Origin of the sequence: Enterobacter sp. BIDMC93, from assembly GCF_001037805.1 — a bacterium.
GTDB classification, from domain to species: Bacteria; Pseudomonadota; Gammaproteobacteria; order Enterobacterales; family Enterobacteriaceae; genus Enterobacter; species Enterobacter hormaechei_C.
The window spans coordinates 656,709-674,277 of the sequence record NZ_KQ089962.1; the positions used below are offsets into that span (position 1 = coordinate 656,709).

The window sequence follows — 17,569 nt, forward strand, 5'->3', positions numbered from 1 at the left end:
CTTAAGCCGTTTTCAGTTCGCCAACCGGACGGGCTGGCTCAACTGCTGGGTAGTAGGGTTCGTTATGGCGCGCTTTGTTACGCAGCCCTTCCGGCACCTCATAAAGCGGGCCGAGGTGCTGGTACTGCTGAGCCATATCGAGATAGCGGGCGCTGCCGAGCGTATCCAGCCAGCGGAACGCGCCTCCGTGGAACGGAGGGAAGCCGAGGCCGTACACCAGCGCCATATCCGCTTCTGCCGGGCTGGCGATAATGCCTTCTTCGAGGCAGCGCACCACTTCGTTGACCATTGGGATCATCATCCGTGCGATGATCTCATCGTCGGTGAAGTCGCGTTTTGGCTGACTGACGTTGGCCAGCAGGCCATCCACCGCCGGATCTTCTTCTTTCTTCGGTTTGCCTTTGCTGTCTTCTTTATAGCGCCAGAAGCCCAGACCGTTTTTCTGCCCGAAGCGGTTGGCGTCGAACAGGGCATCAATGGCGTCGCGATAATCTTTCTGCATGCGCTGCGGGAAGCCCGCCGCCATCACCGCCTGCGCGTGATGGGCAGTGTCGATGCCGACAACGTCCAGCAGATACGCCGGGCCCATCGGCCAGCCGAACTGTTTTTCCATCACTTTGTCGATTTTGCGGAAGTCTGCGCCGTCGCGCAGCAGCTGGCTGAAACCGGCGAAGTACGGGAACAGCACGCGGTTAACGAAGAAGCCCGGGCAGTCGTTAACCACGATCGGCGTTTTGCCCATCTTGCTCGCCCACGCCACCACTTTGGCGATGGTTTCGTCGGAGGTTTTTTCCCCTCGGATCACTTCGACCAGCGGCATGCGGTGCACCGGGTTAAAGAAGTGCATCCCGCAGAAGTTTTCCGGACGCTTCAGCACGCTCGCCAGTTCGCTGATAGGAATGGTGGAGGTGTTAGAGGCCAGCACGGTTTCCGGACGCACCTTGTCTTCGGTTTCGGCCAGCACCGCTTTTTTCACTTTCGGGTTCTCGACGACCGCTTCAACCACCACGTCCACACGGTCGAAACCGCTGTATTCCAGCACTGGCTGGATGGTGGAGATCACGCCTGCAAGCTTCAGACCATCAATTTTGCCGCGCTCAAGCTGTTTATTCAGCAGCTTGGCCGCTTCGGTCATGCCCAGCGTCAGGGATTTCTCGTTGATGTCCTTCATCACCACCGGCACGCCTTTCCAGGCAGACTGATAGGCGATGCCGCCCCCCATAATGCCCGCGCCGAGTACCGCCGCGTGTTTTGGCGTTTCAACGTTTTTGGTGAGTTGTTTGGCTTTGCCTTTCACGAACTGATCGTTAAGGAAGATACCAACCAGCGCGCGGGCTTCGTTGGTGTGCGCCAGCGGGACAAAGCTCTGGTTTTCAAGCTTCAGAGCGTCATCACGGCCCAGACGGGCTGCCGCTTCAATGGTTTTCACCGCCGTGATCGGCGCCGGGTAGTGTTTACCCGCCGTCTGCATCACCATGCCTTTGGCGATGGTGAAGCTCATGGTGGCTTCAATTTTGCTGAGCTTTAATGGCTCCAGCTTTGGCTGACGTTTGGCTTTCCAGTCGAGATCGCCGTTAATCGCCTGACGGAGGATGGCGATAGCACCCTCAATCAGTTTTTCAGGCTTAACCACGCCGTCCACCAGGCCGATTTTCTGCGCCTGTTCTGCGCCGACATCTTTACCCGCGGCAATGATCTCCAGCGCGCTGTCGGCACCCAGCATGCGCGGCATACGCACGGAACCGCCAAAGCCCGGCATGATGCCCAGCTTGGTTTCCGGCAGGCCGATGCGCAGGTCCGGCGTCGCCAGACGGTAGTCGGTCGCCAGCACGCACTCGCAGCCACCGCCCAGCGCGTAGCCGTTAACGGCGGAAAGGGTCGGGACAGGCAGATCTTCCAGACGATTAAAAACGCTGTTGGCAAAGTGCAGCCACTGGCTCAGCTGTTCTTCGGGCACCAGGAACAGCGACAGGAATTCGGTGATATCCGCGCCAACGATAAAGGCCGCTTTGTTGGAGCGCAGCAGCAGCCCTTTCAAATCTGATTGCTTTTCAAGTACATCCAGCGCCTGGCCAAGACTGGCCACCGTCGCGGTATCAAGCTTGTTCACTGAGCCGGGGGCATCGAACACCAGTTCGGCAATGCCATCTTCCAGCCAGTCTACGTACAGGGTGTCGCCTTTGTAGAGCATGTCGGTCTCCTGAATCCAGCAATTGGATCTGGTCATACCAGATGAAACGGAGTGTGGAATTTATGTTAATAAAATGCAAATTAGTCATTAAGAAATTGCTGCGCTGATCACGGTCGGTGGAAATCACGCAGCCGCAGTGAGGTGTGCTAAGATGCGATGACTTGAGGTCAAAAAAACGAAAGGAAGAATGATGGACTCACTGGCTTCGCTTTATAAAAATCATATCGTTACCCTACAGGAACGTACCCGCGATGTACTGGCCCGCTTCAAGCTGGATGCCCTGCTGATCCACTCCGGCGAGCTGATGAATACTTTTCTTGATGACCATGCTTATCCCTTCAAGGTTAACCCGCAGTTTAAAGCCTGGGTGCCTGTCACGCAGGTTCCAAATTGCTGGCTGCTGGTGGATGGCGTGAACAAGCCGAAACTGTGGTTCTACCTGCCGGTCGATTACTGGCACAACGTGGAGCCGCTGCCGACCTCATTCTGGACCGAAGAAATTGACGTGATTGCGCTGCCAAAAGCAGACGGCATTGGCAGCCAGCTGCCAGCGGCGCGCGGCAACATCGGCTACATTGGTCCGGTTCCTGAGCGTGCGCTGGGTCTGGATATTCCGGCAGATAAACTCAACCCGAAAGGCGTGCTGGATTATCTGCACTACTATCGCGCCTACAAGACCGACTACGAACTTTACTGCATGCGTGAAGCGCAAAAAACGGCGGTGAATGGCCACCGTGCGGCGCACGAAGCGTTCCAGTCCGGTATGAGCGAGTTCGATATTAATCAGGCCTACCTGACGGCGACCGGCCACCGCGATACCGACGTGCCGTACAGCAACATCGTGGCGCTGAATGAACATGCCTCGGTCCTGCACTACACCAAACTGGATCATCAGGTTCCGGCTGAGATGCGCAGCTTCCTGCTGGACGCGGGGGCTGAGTACAATGGTTATGCGGCAGACCTGACCCGTACCTGGGCGGCGAATGCGGACACCGATTTTGCGCAATTGATCAAAGACGTGAACGACGAACAGCTGGCGCTGATTGGCACCATGAAGGCCGGAACCAGCTACGTGGATTATCACATCCAGTTCCATCAGCGCATCGCTAAACTGCTGCGTAAGCATCAGATTGTCAAAGACATGAGCGAAGAGGCGATGGTTGAGAACGATCTGACCGGGCCATTTATGCCGCATGGTATCGGTCACCCGCTGGGTTTGCAGGTTCATGACGTCGCGGGCTTTATGCAGGATGATACCGGTACGCACCTGGCGGCACCGTCTAAATATCCTTATCTGCGCTGCACCCGCGTTCTGGCGCCGCGTATGGTATTGACCATCGAGCCGGGCATCTACTTTATTGAATCCCTGCTGGCGCCGTGGCGCGAAGGGCAATTCAGCAAGCACTTCAACTGGGAGAAAATTGAAGCGCTGAAGCCGTATGGCGGCATTCGTATCGAGGATAACGTGGTTATTCACGAGAACAGCATTGAGAACATGACGCGAGATCTGAAGCTGGCCTGATGGAAAGCTGGCTGATACCGGCCGAGCCGGTCACCTTTGTTGAGGAAATCAAGAAAAGCCGCTTTATCACGCTGCTGGCGCATACCGACGGCGTGGAGGCGGCGAAGGCGTTCGTCGAGTCCGTCCGCGCGCAGCACCCCGATGCCCGCCATCACTGTGTGGCGTGGGTCGCAGGGCCGCCAGACGACTCACAGCAGCTCGGGTTTTCTGACGACGGTGAACCGGCGGGTACGGCCGGAAAACCGATGCTATCCCAGTTGATGGGCAGCGGCGTGGGTGAAATCACCGCCGTTGTTGTCCGCTACTACGGGGGCATTTTGTTAGGCACCGGAGGGCTGGTTAAAGCCTACGGAGGTGGTGTCCAGCATGCGCTTAATCTGCTGATAACAACCCGCAAAACGCCACTTACGGAATATACTTTGTTATGCGATTACGCCCAGCTATCGGGTATCGAAGCACTGCTTAAACAGTTTAACGGTGTCATCGCACACAGTGATTATCAGGCAATGGTGCAATTACGCGTGGCGCTTCCTCAGGCGGAACTGGCTGCTTTTTCAGCAAAACTCGCTGATTTTAGTCGCGGTTCATTGCAATTACTGCCGATTGAAGAATAATCCCCACCTCACAATTTTGAATACCTAAGGAAGCGGCAGAGATGCATTTTCGTGCCATTACCCGAATCGTTGGATTGCTGGTCATACTTTTCTCCGGGACAATGATCATTCCCGGACTGGTGGCGCTCATCTACCGGGACGGTGCGGGGCGTGCATTTACGCAAACCTTTTTTGTCGCGCTGACGATTGGCTCCCTGCTGTGGTGGCCAAACCGCCGTGAGAAAGGTGAACTGAAATCCCGGGAGGGGTTTCTGATTGTGGTCCTGTTCTGGACGGTACTGGGAAGCGTGGGTGCGCTGCCGTTTATCTTCTCCGAACAACCGAATCTCACCGTCACGGATGCGTTTTTTGAATCGTTCTCCGGATTAACGACCACCGGGGCCACCACGCTGGTGGGGCTGGATTCGCTCCCGCATGCGATTCTCTTTTACCGGCAGATGCTCCAGTGGTTCGGCGGTATGGGGATCATCGTCCTGGCGGTGGCTATCCTGCCGATTCTGGGCGTCGGGGGGATGCAGCTTTACCGGGCGGAGATGCCCGGCCCGCTGAAAGATAACAAGATGCGCCCGCGTATTGCGGAGACGGCGAAGACCCTGTGGCTTATCTATGTCCTGCTGACGGTGGCCTGCGCGCTGGCGCTGTGGTTTGCCGGGATGCCTGCGTTTGATGCCATCGGACACAGCTTTGCGACTATTGCTATCGGCGGGTTCTCCACCCACGATGCCAGCGTCGGCTACTTCGACAGCCCGACAATCAATACCATCATTGCCATCTTTCTGCTGATTTCAGGCTGTAACTACGGTCTACACTTCTCGTTGCTTAGCGGACGGAGCCTGAAGGTGTACTGGCGCGACCCGGAATTCCGGATGTTTATTGGCGTCCAGCTGACCCTGGTGGTTATCTGTACCCTGGTACTGTGGTTCCACGATGTTTATAACTCGGCGGTCACGACCCTGAACCAGGCCTTCTTCCAGGTGGTATCGATGGCGACAACCGCTGGTTTCACCACGGACAGTATTGCGCGTTGGCCACTGTTCCTGCCGGTGCTGCTGCTGTGCTCTGCGTTTATCGGCGGTTGCGCCGGGTCAACGGGCGGCGGTCTGAAGGTGATCCGCATCCTGCTGCTGTTCAAGCAGGGGAACCGTGAGCTGAAACGTCTGGTCCACCCGAATGCGGTTTACAGTATTAAGCTGGGGAACCGCGCGCTGCCGGAGCGCATCCTCGAAGCGGTGTGGGGATTCTTCTCCGCTTATGCACTGGTCTTTATTGTCAGTATGCTGGCGATTATCGCCACGGGCGTGGATGATTTCTCTGCCTTCGCCTCTGTGGTGGCAACGTTAAACAACCTGGGGCCGGGGCTGGGCGTCGTGGCGGATAACTTCGCCAGTATGAACCCGGTGGCGAAGTGGATCTTAATCGCCAATATGCTGTTTGGGCGTCTTGAGGTCTTTACGCTGCTGGTGCTGTTTACCCCAACATTCTGGCGTGAGTAAGGAGACATTGGTGAAAACGTTAATTCTTTTCTCAACGCGTGACGGACAAACGCGTGAGATTGCTTCATATCTGGCTTCTGAACTCAAAGAGCTGGGCATTTATTCTGATGTGGTGAACCTGAATCGCACAGAGCAGATTGCCTGGCAGGATTACGACCGCGTGGTCATTGGCGCTTCAATTCGTTACGGCCATTTCCATCCGGCGCTGGATCGCTTTGTGAAAAAGCATACGGCGGAGCTCGCTCAACTGCCTGGCGCGTTTTACTCGGTCAACCTGGTTGCCCGTAAAGCGGAGAAGCGTACGCCGCAGACCAACAGCTATACGCGCAAGTTTTTGCTAAGTTCGCCATGGCAGCCCGATATCTGTTCTGTCTTTGCTGGCGCGCTGCGTTACCCGCGTTACCGCTGGTATGACCGCTTTATGATCCGCCTGATCATGAAAATGACGGGCGGGGAAACGGATACGCGTAAAGAAGTGGTTTATACCGACTGGGCCCAGGTCGCCAGTTTTGCCCGTGAAATTGCGCGTTTAACGGACGATGCGCGGGATAAATAAGCGTTGAGTTTGAAAAGTGAGCGAACGGAAAGTTTTTTGTATTTAGTGCTTGTCACTTCAGAAGAACTCCCTATAATGCGCCTCCACTGACACGGAACAACGGCACGCAAGCCGCCGGGTCAGCAGAGAAAAGCAAAACAAACGCTTGACTCTGAAGCGGGAAAGCGTAATATGCACACCCCGCGCCGCAGCGAAAACGAAGCGGCACTGCTCTTTAACAATTTATCAGACAATCTGTGTGGGCACTCAAAGTGACATGGATTCTTAATGTCCTCGGACACTAAATGAATACCAAGTCTCAACGAGTGAACACGTAATTCATTACGAAGTTTAATTCATTGAGCATCAAACTTTTAAATTGAAGAGTTTGATCATGGCTCAGATTGAACGCTGGCGGCAGGCCTAACACATGCAAGTCGAACGGTAACAGGAAGCAGCTTGCTGCTTCGCTGACGAGTGGCGGACGGGTGAGTAATGTCTGGGAAACTGCCTGATGGAGGGGGATAACTACTGGAAACGGTAGCTAATACCGCATAACGTCGCAAGACCAAAGAGGGGGACCTTCGGGCCTCTTGCCATCGGATGTGCCCAGATGGGATTAGCTAGTAGGTGGGGTAACGGCTCACCTAGGCGACGATCCCTAGCTGGTCTGAGAGGATGACCAGCCACACTGGAACTGAGACACGGTCCAGACTCCTACGGGAGGCAGCAGTGGGGAATATTGCACAATGGGCGCAAGCCTGATGCAGCCATGCCGCGTGTATGAAGAAGGCCTTCGGGTTGTAAAGTACTTTCAGCGGGGAGGAAGGCGATAAGGTTAATAACCTTGTCGATTGACGTTACCCGCAGAAGAAGCACCGGCTAACTCCGTGCCAGCAGCCGCGGTAATACGGAGGGTGCAAGCGTTAATCGGAATTACTGGGCGTAAAGCGCACGCAGGCGGTCTGTCAAGTCGGATGTGAAATCCCCGGGCTCAACCTGGGAACTGCATTCGAAACTGGCAGGCTAGAGTCTTGTAGAGGGGGGTAGAATTCCAGGTGTAGCGGTGAAATGCGTAGAGATCTGGAGGAATACCGGTGGCGAAGGCGGCCCCCTGGACAAAGACTGACGCTCAGGTGCGAAAGCGTGGGGAGCAAACAGGATTAGATACCCTGGTAGTCCACGCCGTAAACGATGTCGACTTGGAGGTTGTGCCCTTGAGGCGTGGCTTCCGGAGCTAACGCGTTAAGTCGACCGCCTGGGGAGTACGGCCGCAAGGTTAAAACTCAAATGAATTGACGGGGGCCCGCACAAGCGGTGGAGCATGTGGTTTAATTCGATGCAACGCGAAGAACCTTACCTACTCTTGACATCCAGAGAACTTTCCAGAGATGGATTGGTGCCTTCGGGAACTCTGAGACAGGTGCTGCATGGCTGTCGTCAGCTCGTGTTGTGAAATGTTGGGTTAAGTCCCGCAACGAGCGCAACCCTTATCCTTTGTTGCCAGCGGTCCGGCCGGGAACTCAAAGGAGACTGCCAGTGATAAACTGGAGGAAGGTGGGGATGACGTCAAGTCATCATGGCCCTTACGAGTAGGGCTACACACGTGCTACAATGGCGCATACAAAGAGAAGCGACCTCGCGAGAGCAAGCGGACCTCATAAAGTGCGTCGTAGTCCGGATTGGAGTCTGCAACTCGACTCCATGAAGTCGGAATCGCTAGTAATCGTGGATCAGAATGCCACGGTGAATACGTTCCCGGGCCTTGTACACACCGCCCGTCACACCATGGGAGTGGGTTGCAAAAGAAGTAGGTAGCTTAACCTTCGGGAGGGCGCTTACCACTTTGTGATTCATGACTGGGGTGAAGTCGTAACAAGGTAACCGTAGGGGAACCTGCGGTTGGATCACCTCCTTACCTTAAAGAACCTGCCTTTGCAGTGCTCACACAGATTGTCTGATGAAAAACAGCAGTAAAAAACCTCTACAGGCTTGTAGCTCAGGTGGTTAGAGCGCACCCCTGATAAGGGTGAGGTCGGTGGTTCAAGTCCACTCAGGCCTACCAAATTTTTGCTGATGCTGCGTTGCGGCGACACTCACATACATAAGTATGCTTCGTGTCACCACGCCTTGCCTCAACAAAAATTACCGGTACAGAGGTGACTTCGATGGGGCTATAGCTCAGCTGGGAGAGCGCCTGCCTTGCACGCAGGAGGTCTGCGGTTCGATCCCGCATAGCTCCACCATCTTTTACTGCGAACACAAGAAAACTTCAGAGTGAACCTGAAAAGGTGCACTGCGAAGTTTTGCTCTTTAAAAATCTGGATCAAGCTGAAAATTGAAACGACACACAGCTCATGTGTGTTCGAGTCTCTCAAATTTTCGCAAGTCGATGGTGAATCGAAAGAAACATCTTCGGGTTGTGAGGTTAAGCGACTAAGCGTACACGGTGGATGCCCTGGCAGTCAGAGGCGATGAAGGACGTGCTAATCTGCGAAAAGCGCCGGCGAGGTGATATGAACCCTTGACCCGGCGATGTCCGAATGGGGAAACCCAGTGCAATCCGTCACACTATCGTTAACTGAATACATAGGTTAACGAGGCGAACCGGGGGAACTGAAACATCTAAGTACCCCGAGGAAAAGAAATCAACCGAGATTCCCCCAGTAGCGGCGAGCGAACGGGGAGCAGCCCGGAGTCTGAATCAGCTTGTGTGTTAGTGGAACGGTCTGGAAAGTCCGACGGTACAGGGTGATAGTCCCGTACACGAAAGCACACATGCTGTGAACTCGAAGAGTAGGGCGGGACACGTGGTATCCTGTCTGAATATGGGGGGACCATCCTCCAAGGCTAAATACTCCTGACTGACCGATAGTGAACCAGTACCGTGAGGGAAAGGCGAAAAGAACCCCGGCGAGGGGAGTGAAAAAGAACCTGAAACCGTGTACGTACAAGCAGTGGGAGCCTCTTTATGGGGTGACTGCGTACCTTTTGTATAATGGGTCAGCGACTTATATTCTGTAGCAAGGTTAACCGTATAGGGGAGCCGAAGGGAAACCGAGTCTTAACTGGGCGTTAAGTTGCAGGGTATAGACCCGAAACCCGGTGATCTAGCCATGGGCAGGTTGAAGGTTGGGTAACACTAACTGGAGGACCGAACCGACTAATGTTGAAAAATTAGCGGATGACCTGTGGCTGGGGGTGAAAGGCCAATCAAACCGGGAGATAGCTGGTTCTCCCCGAAAGCTATTTAGGTAGCGCCTCGTGAACTCATCTTCGGGGGTAGAGCACTGTTTCGGCTAGGGGGCCATCCCGGCTTACCAACCCGATGCAAACTACGAATACCGAAGAATGTTATCACGGGAGACACACGGCGGGTGCTAACGTCCGTCGTGAAGAGGGAAACAACCCAGACCGCCAGCTAAGGTCCCAAAGTCATGGTTAAGTGGGAAACGATGTGGGAAGGCACAGACAGCCAGGATGTTGGCTTAGAAGCAGCCATCATTTAAAGAAAGCGTAATAGCTCACTGGTCGAGTCGGCCTGCGCGGAAGATGTAACGGGGCTAAACCATGCACCGAAGCTGCGGCAGCGACACTATGTGTTGTTGGGTAGGGGAGCGTTCTGTAAGCCGTTGAAGGTGTGCTGTGAGGCATGCTGGAGGTATCAGAAGTGCGAATGCTGACATAAGTAACGATAAAGCGGGTGAAAAGCCCGCTCGCCGGAAGACCAAGGGTTCCTGTCCAACGTTAATCGGGGCAGGGTGAGTCGACCCCTAAGGCGAGGCCGAAAGGCGTAGTCGATGGGAAACAGGTTAATATTCCTGTACTTGGTGTTACTGCGAAGGGGGGACGGAGAAGGCTATGTCAGCCGGGCGACGGTTGTCCCGGTTTAAGCATGTAGGCGGAGGTTCCAGGTAAATCCGGTACCTTGTTAACGCTGAGGTGTGATGACGAGGCACTACGGTGCTGAAGTGATAAATGCCCTGCTTCCAGGAAAAGCCTCTAAGCATCAGGTAACACGAAATCGTACCCCAAACCGACACAGGTGGTCAGGTAGAGAATACCAAGGCGCTTGAGAGAACTCGGGTGAAGGAACTAGGCAAAATGGTGCCGTAACTTCGGGAGAAGGCACGCTGATGTGTAGGTGAAGCCCCTGCGGGCGGAGCTGAAATCAGTCGAAGATACCAGCTGGCTGCAACTGTTTATTAAAAACACAGCACTGTGCAAACACGAAAGTGGACGTATACGGTGTGACGCCTGCCCGGTGCCGGAAGGTTAATTGATGGGGTTAGCTGTAAGGCGAAGCTCTTGATCGAAGCCCCGGTAAACGGCGGCCGTAACTATAACGGTCCTAAGGTAGCGAAATTCCTTGTCGGGTAAGTTCCGACCTGCACGAATGGCGTAATGATGGCCAGGCTGTCTCCACCCGAGACTCAGTGAAATTGAACTCGCTGTGAAGATGCAGTGTACCCGCGGCAAGACGGAAAGACCCCGTGAACCTTTACTATAGCTTGACACTGAACACTGGTCCTTGATGTGTAGGATAGGTGGGAGGCTTTGAAGCGTGGACGCCAGTCTGCGTGGAGCCAACCTTGAAATACCACCCTTTAATGGCTGGTGTTCTAACGTAGACCCGTAATCCGGGTTGCGGACAGTGTCTGGTGGGTAGTTTGACTGGGGCGGTCTCCTCCCAAAGAGTAACGGAGGAGCACGAAGGTTGGCTAATCCTGGTCGGACATCAGGAGGTTAGTGCAATGGCATAAGCCAGCTTGACTGCGAGCGTGACGGCGCGAGCAGGTGCGAAAGCAGGTCATAGTGATCCGGTGGTTCTGAATGGAAGGGCCATCGCTCAACGGATAAAAGGTACTCCGGGGATAACAGGCTGATACCGCCCAAGAGTTCATATCGACGGCGGTGTTTGGCACCTCGATGTCGGCTCATCACATCCTGGGGCTGAAGTAGGTCCCAAGGGTATGGCTGTTCGCCATTTAAAGTGGTACGCGAGCTGGGTTTAGAACGTCGTGAGACAGTTCGGTCCCTATCTGCCGTGGGCGCTGGAGAATTGAGGGGGGCTGCTCCTAGTACGAGAGGACCGGAGTGGACGCATCACTGGTGTTCGGGTTGTCATGCCAATGGCACTGCCCGGTAGCTAAATGCGGAAGAGATAAGTGCTGAAAGCATCTAAGCACGAAACTTGCCCCGAGATGAGTTCTCCCTGAGACCTTGAGTCTCCTGAAGGAACGTTAAAGACGATGACGTTGATAGGTCGGGTGTGTAAGCGCAGCGATGCGTTGAGCTAACCGATACTAATGAACCGTGAGGCTTAACCTTACAACGCCGAAGGTGTTTTGGCGAAGAGACGAAATTTTCAGCCTGATACAGATTAACAGAATTTGCCTGGCGGCTTTAGCGCGGTGGTCCCACCTGACCCCATGCCGAACTCAGAAGTGAAACGCCGTAGCGCCGATGGTAGTGTGGGGTCTCCCCATGTGAGAGTAGGGAACTGCCAGGCATCAATCAAGTGAAGAGGCCATCCGCAAGGATGGCCTCTTTGCGTTTCTGCACCTGCTTCCTTTCCATAAACAAATCACCTATCCCCCCATATATACGGTAAACTATCCCGGTTTTTGCATCAGGATAGCGTCTATGAATCACTCCCTTAAGCCCTGGAATACCTTTGGTATTCAACGGAATGCTAATCAAATTGTACGTGCCGACAGTACTCAGCAGTTGCTGAATGCATGGCAAAACGCAACAGAAAACGGTGAACCCGTACTTATTCTGGGCGAAGGAAGTAATGTCCTGTTTCTCGATGATTTTGCGGGGACGGTAATCGTCAATCGCATCATGGGGATTGAGTGTAAAGAGAGCGCTGACAGCTGGCATTTACACGTGGGTGCTGGCGAGAACTGGCATCATCTGGTGCAATATACCCTTGAAAAAGGGATGCCCGGACTGGAAAACCTGGCCCTGATCCCGGGCTGTGCAGGATCATCTCCTATTCAAAATATCGGTGCCTACGGCATCGAACTGAAACACGTCTGCGAATATGTCGACTGCATTGAACTCGCGACCGGAACGGCGAAGCGCCTGACCGCAGAGCAGTGCCGCTTTGGCTATCGCGACAGCATTTTCAAGCACGACTATCAGGATCGTTTCGTCATTGTGGCCGTTGGTCTGCGCCTGGCGAAAGCCTGGAAACCCGTTCTGACATACGGCGATCTGACCCGTCTTGACCCGGCAACCGTCACACCGCGTGAGGTATTTGATTCCGTTTGCCATATGCGAATGACCAAGCTCCCGGACCCGAAAGTTAACGGAAATGCGGGCAGTTTCTTCAAAAACCCGGTGATCAGCAGCGAAAATGCAAAAGCGTTTCTCGCCGGCTGGCCAACGGCCCCGCATTATCCTCAGGCGGATGGCAGCGTGAAGCTGGCCGCAGGCTGGCTTATCGATCAGTGTGAATTAAAAGGTACGACTCTTGGTGGCGCTGCTGTTCATCGTCAGCAGGCGCTGGTACTGATCAACCAGTCCAACGCGACAAGTGAGGATGTCGTCAACCTGGCGCATCATGTTCGCCAGCGCGTGGGCGAAAAATTCAATGTCTGGCTGGAGCCTGAAGTTCGCTTTATTGGCCGAACGGGCGAAGTGAATGCCGTGGAGACCATTGCGTGAAGGACAATACTATTCCGTTAACTCTCATCGGTATCCTTGCTGATGGCGAGTTTCATTCTGGCGAGCAACTGGGCGAACAGCTGGGCATGAGCCGTGCTGCGATCAATAAGCATATTCAAACGCTCCGCGACTGGGGCGTGGATGTGTTTACGGTGCCGGGAAAAGGCTACAGCCTGCCGGAACCGATCCAGTTACTGAATGAAGAGATTATCCGCAGCCAGATTGGGCACGGTAACGTCGCGGTATTGCCGGTCATTGATTCGACGAACCAGTATCTGCTGGATCGCCTGAGCGAGCTGAAATCCGGTGATGCCTGCGTTGCCGAGTACCAACAGGCAGGACGTGGCCGCCGGGGGCGTAAGTGGTTCTCACCATTTGGCGCCAACCTCTACCTTTCCATGTACTGGCGGCTTGAACAGGGGCCAGCTGCGGCCATCGGGCTGAGCCTGGTCATCGGCATTGTGATGGCAGAGGTGCTGCACGATCTGGGTGCCGATCAGGTGCGGGTAAAATGGCCCAACGATCTGTATCTCAACGATCGAAAGCTGGCGGGCATCCTGGTCGAACTGACGGGAAAAACAGGCGATGCCGCACAGATCGTCATTGGAGCGGGGCTGAACATGGTGATGCGAAACGTGCAGAACGATGTCGTGAACCAGGCCTGGACCAACCTACAGGAAGCGGGGATCACCATCGATCGCAATACGCTAGCCGTCCGCATGATCAATGAGTTGCGTAGTTCGCTGACGCTCTTTGAACAAGAGGGGTTAGCGCCATTCCTGTCTCGCTGGGAAAAGCTGGATAACTTTATTAACCGACCGGTGAAGCTGCTGATTGGGGATAAAGAGATTTACGGCACATCACGCGGCATTGACGCGCAGGGCGCGTTGCTTCTTGAACAGGATGGCGTGATTAAGCCCTGGGTGGGCGGTGAAATTTCGTTACGAAGTGCAGAGTAACCCTCTCCCCACAGGGGAGAGGGTGTAGCAGGTCATTACTGCGGATACGGCACCCAATCCCCGGCATTCAGTCGGACATAAGGCTTATTCTGATACTGGATCACCACCGCATTGGCGTTTTCCGATACCTCCGCCGTCTGCGGCAGCCCGCTGGTGAGCTGATCCCAGTTCACGCTATCTTCCACAAACAGCTTACCGTCTACAGCGCGAGCAACCAGTTCCGAGATAGCCAGATAGCTGCTTGGCTGGGTGATTTCAATGGGCGCTCCCTGATGCGGCGCCTTCATGCCAAAGAACTTAATCCCGGCCGGAACGTTAGTGATGGACGGGCTTGGGATATCGCGCAGACCAGACACCTGCATCCTGTCGCCTTTCAGCGCCCCTCCGTGTTCTGGTACCACCACCACCATCACTTTGCGACCTGATTTTTCCAGCTCGTTGAAGAACGCGTTCAGCTCGTCAAAGAACTTCTGAGCACGGGCCTTATAATCGGCCGTTTTACTCACGCCGGGATAATGATTCCCGTCGTGCAGCGGCAGCGTGTTATAGAACGTCGCACTACGTGTCCCTTCCTCTTTGCCGACGGTATCTAACCAGCGCTGAAGCACGGCGGTATCGTCATACACCGGCGAGCCATCAAAGCCCAGCAACGTTACCGGCAGCCCTTTCTGGTCCATCAGCGGGGCCTGCATGCCACCCTGTTCACGCACTTCTTTCAGGAAGTTACCGAACTGACCGTTATGGCCCATCATCAGGTGCTGGGTAAAGCCCAGTTTTGCGAGGTTATCAAACAGATAACACTGGTTAGCTGCCGGCTGGTAGAGGTTCTTATGCGAAGGCTGTCCGCAGCTGGCACGCAGCAGGCGGATAGCCGCCGGGCCGCTGTACGACGTGGCCGAGTTGAAGTCCTTAAACTGAATATCGAAATGCGACCACAGCGGGTGCGACATCAAACCAGCCGCGTCAACGTCAGCCCAGGACAGAGAACAGATGTTAATGACCAGCAGCTCAAACGGCTGAGCATCGGCAGGCAGCGCGTCCGGGAATTTCGTCTGACGCTTATCTTCCGCAGCGTAAAAACTGGAGAGCCACGCGTTCAGGTTAGTGGATGTCGGCGGTGCAGTCTGCGCAGGAATATCCCCAACCACTGGCGTATCCCCTGCTGTCGCAACGGTCGCGGCGGCGGAACCGCCCGTGGTGGTCACGGTTGTCGTCGGCTGACCGGCTGGCCACAGCGAGAAGCTCGGGCCCGTCAGTGTCAGGACGTTAAGCCAGATCATAATCGCGACGACAAACACCGTCACCCGGATCCACTGAGACAGGAACAGCCAGGCGACCAGCAGGACAAATACCGCGCCAATCATCTGCCAGTTAATAAAGCGCTCAACCAGATCGAGCATATAGTCCGCACTGAAACCTGCGACCTGGGAGCCCTGGCTCATGATGCTTTCAGGGCCGGGCAGCCAGGTATCATGCCAGAACAGGGCGAAACCGATGGGGATAGCGACCCAGTGACGTATACGGTGCAGCCTGAGGTTCGGGATTGGCATCAGCAGGAATGCCATAAACACCAGGTTAAGCAGAGGGTGGAAATTAAGATAGCCTGCCCACAGCAGACCAAACTTCACCAGAAAGTAGAAATTCCAGCCGGACAGGCCGCGCCAGTATTGCCAGAGTGGCGAGGGCGCCGAAGAGGTATAGGTAGAATTAGTCATGTTTTCGGTTTGCCTTGACGTTCGGAGCGCGAGTCAGTGTTCCGGCGGGTTTAATATAGCGAGGTTTGACGAACAGTAATCTGATCGTATCGCGAATACGGCGCAGGGAATGGCGTGCATAGTAGCCAAGCGGCAAAAAAATCAGCGCGCACAGAACAACCAGTTGGATGATATCGCTGATATTCATAATGGCGCGCTCTCCTTGTTCTCATCCAGTAAGCGTAGCGGCTCGGGTACCCGTCGCCAGACATGCCCGTCATGTTTCGCGTTCAGAACCGGTTTGGCGCCGCTTGTGACAGGCAACGGTTTGGCCCACTTTTCAGGTGGCAGGGCACGCATCTGGACAAGCTCAGCCGCGATCAGGTTATCTTCAAACCAGACCATACGGTTCGAGAAGATATCCGCGGTAGGAAGCGGGAAGATATGGTTAAGCGCAGTATCCAGATCGTTCACCCGGCAGAAGGAGAGGAACAGCACCAGGCGGTTATCGCCAATGGTCATGATGTCCCCGATACGGTTAGGGCGGCACAGAGTGAGCGCCTGCTCAACGCGAATACCCGGCACGGGGCGCAGGGCAACCATCACCCCTTTTCCGTCTGCCGGTAACAGCGTATTGCTCATCATGTTGCCCACCGCATCGCAGAAGGTGTCCCATTTCTGGTAGCCGCGCAGTTTCATCGGCTGCGTCATTGAAAGCAGGGTGCTGATATCTTCCGGAACATGTCGATTAAACTGCTGGCCCTGGATGCTTTCGATCAGCGTCAGACAGCGCGACAGGGGAGCATTCCACGGAATGACCATATTCGCGCCGCAGCCCAGTAATAAGCGCTCATCGGTGGCGCGCAGGCTGGTATTATTTTCACGCACCACAATTTTTAACGCGCTGCCGCGCTGGCGACGTAATGTGTGAATGTGCCTTGCCAGCGTTTCGATTTGGTTATTCTGGATCAACGAGAAGATAATAGTCGCCGCCTGCGTGGTGCGCGCCTCATCAAATAAGGCTTCATTGGTATCGAACAGTGACCAGTGCTCAGACAGTGCAGGCGCACCTTCCAGTACCGCAATATGGCTCAGAACGCGTTTTTCATCACTGCGTGGCTGAACTACCGTCTCTTCCTGTTGAGCAAGATGCCACTCATCCCCGACATGTTTGAGGGTAAGTTGTTGTCGGGAGCTCACCCCTTTTTCATTGCACCAGAAAGCCACGTCGTAAAGATGGCTGTCGGTCTGGACGCGAATACTGGCCAGGCCATAGAGGGAACGGTATTCACTCATTAAAAGTGAAAAAAGCTTGTCATTATTACTGCCTGGGTTAACAACCAATAAGGTGCAATTTTGATTTTTTGCCCATCTGTTGATTCTTTCCAGCCATTTCAGCAGTTTTTCAGACGGGATATTTTGCAGGCCGTTATTAGAGCATTTTAGAATCAGTAAATAGTGTTCGGGAACAATAGAACACTGAATATCGCGGGGTAAAAAGTATAGACTGTCAGCCTCCGCAGGCATGGAAAATAATCGTACTGTCTGGGGCCCACGGTCACTGTCGAGCCTGATGATTGACTTCGGCTCTTCGCCCATCGTAATGACGGCCACGCGGGAATCCTTCCCCTGCGCCGCTATCGTCTGGTTTACCAGACTGATGGCATCTTCATTACGATCCGTATTAACCCACCAGACTCCTCCGACTGGCATGTGGCGCAATTCGTCCCATAATGACTGGATGCCAATAGAAAATATGGAGTCCACGGTGTCCCTCTTTTCGTCGAATTTCTATGTCTCTCAGTTTACTAGCGAAAGCGTAGAAATAAACCTAACATTGAAATTAAAGAACATCAGATTTAGCATGTAAATGAAATTTAATGGGC

At 54.4% G+C, this 17,569-nt stretch carries 10 protein-coding genes, 2 tRNA genes and 3 rRNA genes; 11 read left to right on the forward strand and 4 right to left on the reverse strand.

What is annotated here, in order from left to right; genetic code table 11:
• Nucleotide 1: 1 nt before the first annotated feature.
• Nucleotides 2–2,191, reverse strand: coding sequence for a fatty acid oxidation complex subunit alpha FadB (fadB, locus tag SK58_RS03030; RefSeq protein ID WP_048219343.1), 2,190 nt, complete (start codon nucleotides 2,189–2,191; stop codon nucleotides 2–4).
• A gap of 190 nt (nucleotides 2,192–2,381) precedes the next feature.
• On the opposite strand from fadB, the gene pepQ reads away from it, so the two are divergent.
• The 11 genes from pepQ (at nucleotide 2,382) to birA (ending at nucleotide 13,989) form a co-directional block, all read left to right on the forward strand.
• Nucleotides 2,382–3,713, forward strand: coding sequence for a Xaa-Pro dipeptidase (pepQ, locus tag SK58_RS03035; RefSeq protein ID WP_017382602.1), 1,332 nt, complete (start codon nucleotides 2,382–2,384; stop codon nucleotides 3,711–3,713).
• Nucleotides 3,713–4,327 carry an IMPACT family protein gene (locus SK58_RS03040; RefSeq protein ID WP_047745919.1) on the forward strand — a complete coding sequence of 205 codons (615 nt, stop codon included), beginning with the start codon at nucleotides 3,713–3,715 and terminating at the stop codon, nucleotides 4,325–4,327. Before pepQ ends, SK58_RS03040 begins: the two co-directional genes overlap by 1 nt.
• Nucleotides 4,328–4,368: 41 nt before the next feature.
• Entirely contained in the window at nucleotides 4,369–5,820 is a 1,452-nt protein-coding gene (trkH, locus tag SK58_RS03045) for a Trk system potassium transporter TrkH (protein WP_006808591.1), read from the forward strand.
• 10 nt (nucleotides 5,821–5,830) lie between these two features.
• Nucleotides 5,831–6,376, forward strand: a complete 546-nt coding sequence (gene hemG / locus SK58_RS03050) for a menaquinone-dependent protoporphyrinogen IX dehydrogenase (protein WP_017382603.1) — start codon at nucleotides 5,831–5,833, stop codon at nucleotides 6,374–6,376.
• A 355-nt stretch (nucleotides 6,377–6,731) separates the two neighbouring features.
• A 16S ribosomal RNA gene (locus SK58_RS03055) occupies nucleotides 6,732–8,273 on the forward strand.
• Nucleotides 8,274–8,343: 70 nt separating this feature from the next.
• A tRNA-Ile gene (locus SK58_RS03060) sits at nucleotides 8,344–8,420 on the forward strand.
• A 105-nt stretch (nucleotides 8,421–8,525) separates the two neighbouring features.
• Nucleotides 8,526–8,601: transfer RNA gene (locus SK58_RS03065), tRNA-Ala, on the forward strand.
• A 180-nt stretch (nucleotides 8,602–8,781) separates the two neighbouring features.
• Nucleotides 8,782–11,686: ribosomal RNA gene (locus SK58_RS03070) — 23S ribosomal RNA — on the forward strand.
• A 65-nt stretch (nucleotides 11,687–11,751) separates the two neighbouring features.
• Nucleotides 11,752–11,867, forward strand: a 5S ribosomal RNA gene (rrf, locus tag SK58_RS03075).
• The 16S, 23S and 5S rRNA genes sit together here with 2 tRNA genes alongside, the layout of an rRNA operon.
• Nucleotides 11,868–12,001: 134 nt before the next feature.
• A complete protein-coding gene (murB, locus tag SK58_RS03080) occupies nucleotides 12,002–13,030 on the forward strand; it encodes a UDP-N-acetylmuramate dehydrogenase (RefSeq protein WP_017693803.1) in 1,029 nt (342 codons plus the stop codon).
• Nucleotides 13,027–13,989: a bifunctional biotin--[acetyl-CoA-carboxylase] ligase/biotin operon repressor BirA gene (gene birA / locus SK58_RS03085; protein WP_003861169.1), complete on the forward strand. Its 963-nt coding sequence runs from the start codon at nucleotides 13,027–13,029 to the stop codon at nucleotides 13,987–13,989. Before murB ends, birA begins: the two co-directional genes overlap by 4 nt.
• Nucleotides 13,990–14,024: 35 nt before the next feature.
• On the opposite strand, the gene bcsG is transcribed toward birA, so the two are convergent.
• Genes bcsG through bcsE form a run of 3 tightly spaced genes read right to left on the reverse strand, consistent with a single transcriptional unit; the run spans nucleotide 14,025 to nucleotide 17,450 of the window.
• On the reverse strand, nucleotides 14,025–15,704 hold the full coding sequence (bcsG, locus tag SK58_RS03090) for a cellulose biosynthesis protein BcsG (RefSeq protein WP_032672219.1): 1,680 nt from the start codon (nucleotides 15,702–15,704) through the stop codon (nucleotides 14,025–14,027).
• A complete protein-coding gene (gene bcsF / locus SK58_RS03095; protein ID WP_017384193.1) occupies nucleotides 15,697–15,891 on the reverse strand; it encodes a cellulose biosynthesis protein BcsF in 195 nt (64 codons plus the stop codon). Before bcsF ends, bcsG begins: the two co-directional genes overlap by 8 nt.
• Nucleotides 15,888–17,450 (reverse strand): cellulose biosynthesis c-di-GMP-binding protein BcsE, encoded by a 1,563-nt coding sequence (gene bcsE / locus SK58_RS03100; RefSeq protein ID WP_017693805.1) that lies wholly within the window; start codon nucleotides 17,448–17,450, stop codon nucleotides 15,888–15,890. Before bcsE ends, bcsF begins: the two co-directional genes overlap by 4 nt.
• Between the last annotated feature and the right edge of the window lie 119 nt (nucleotides 17,451–17,569).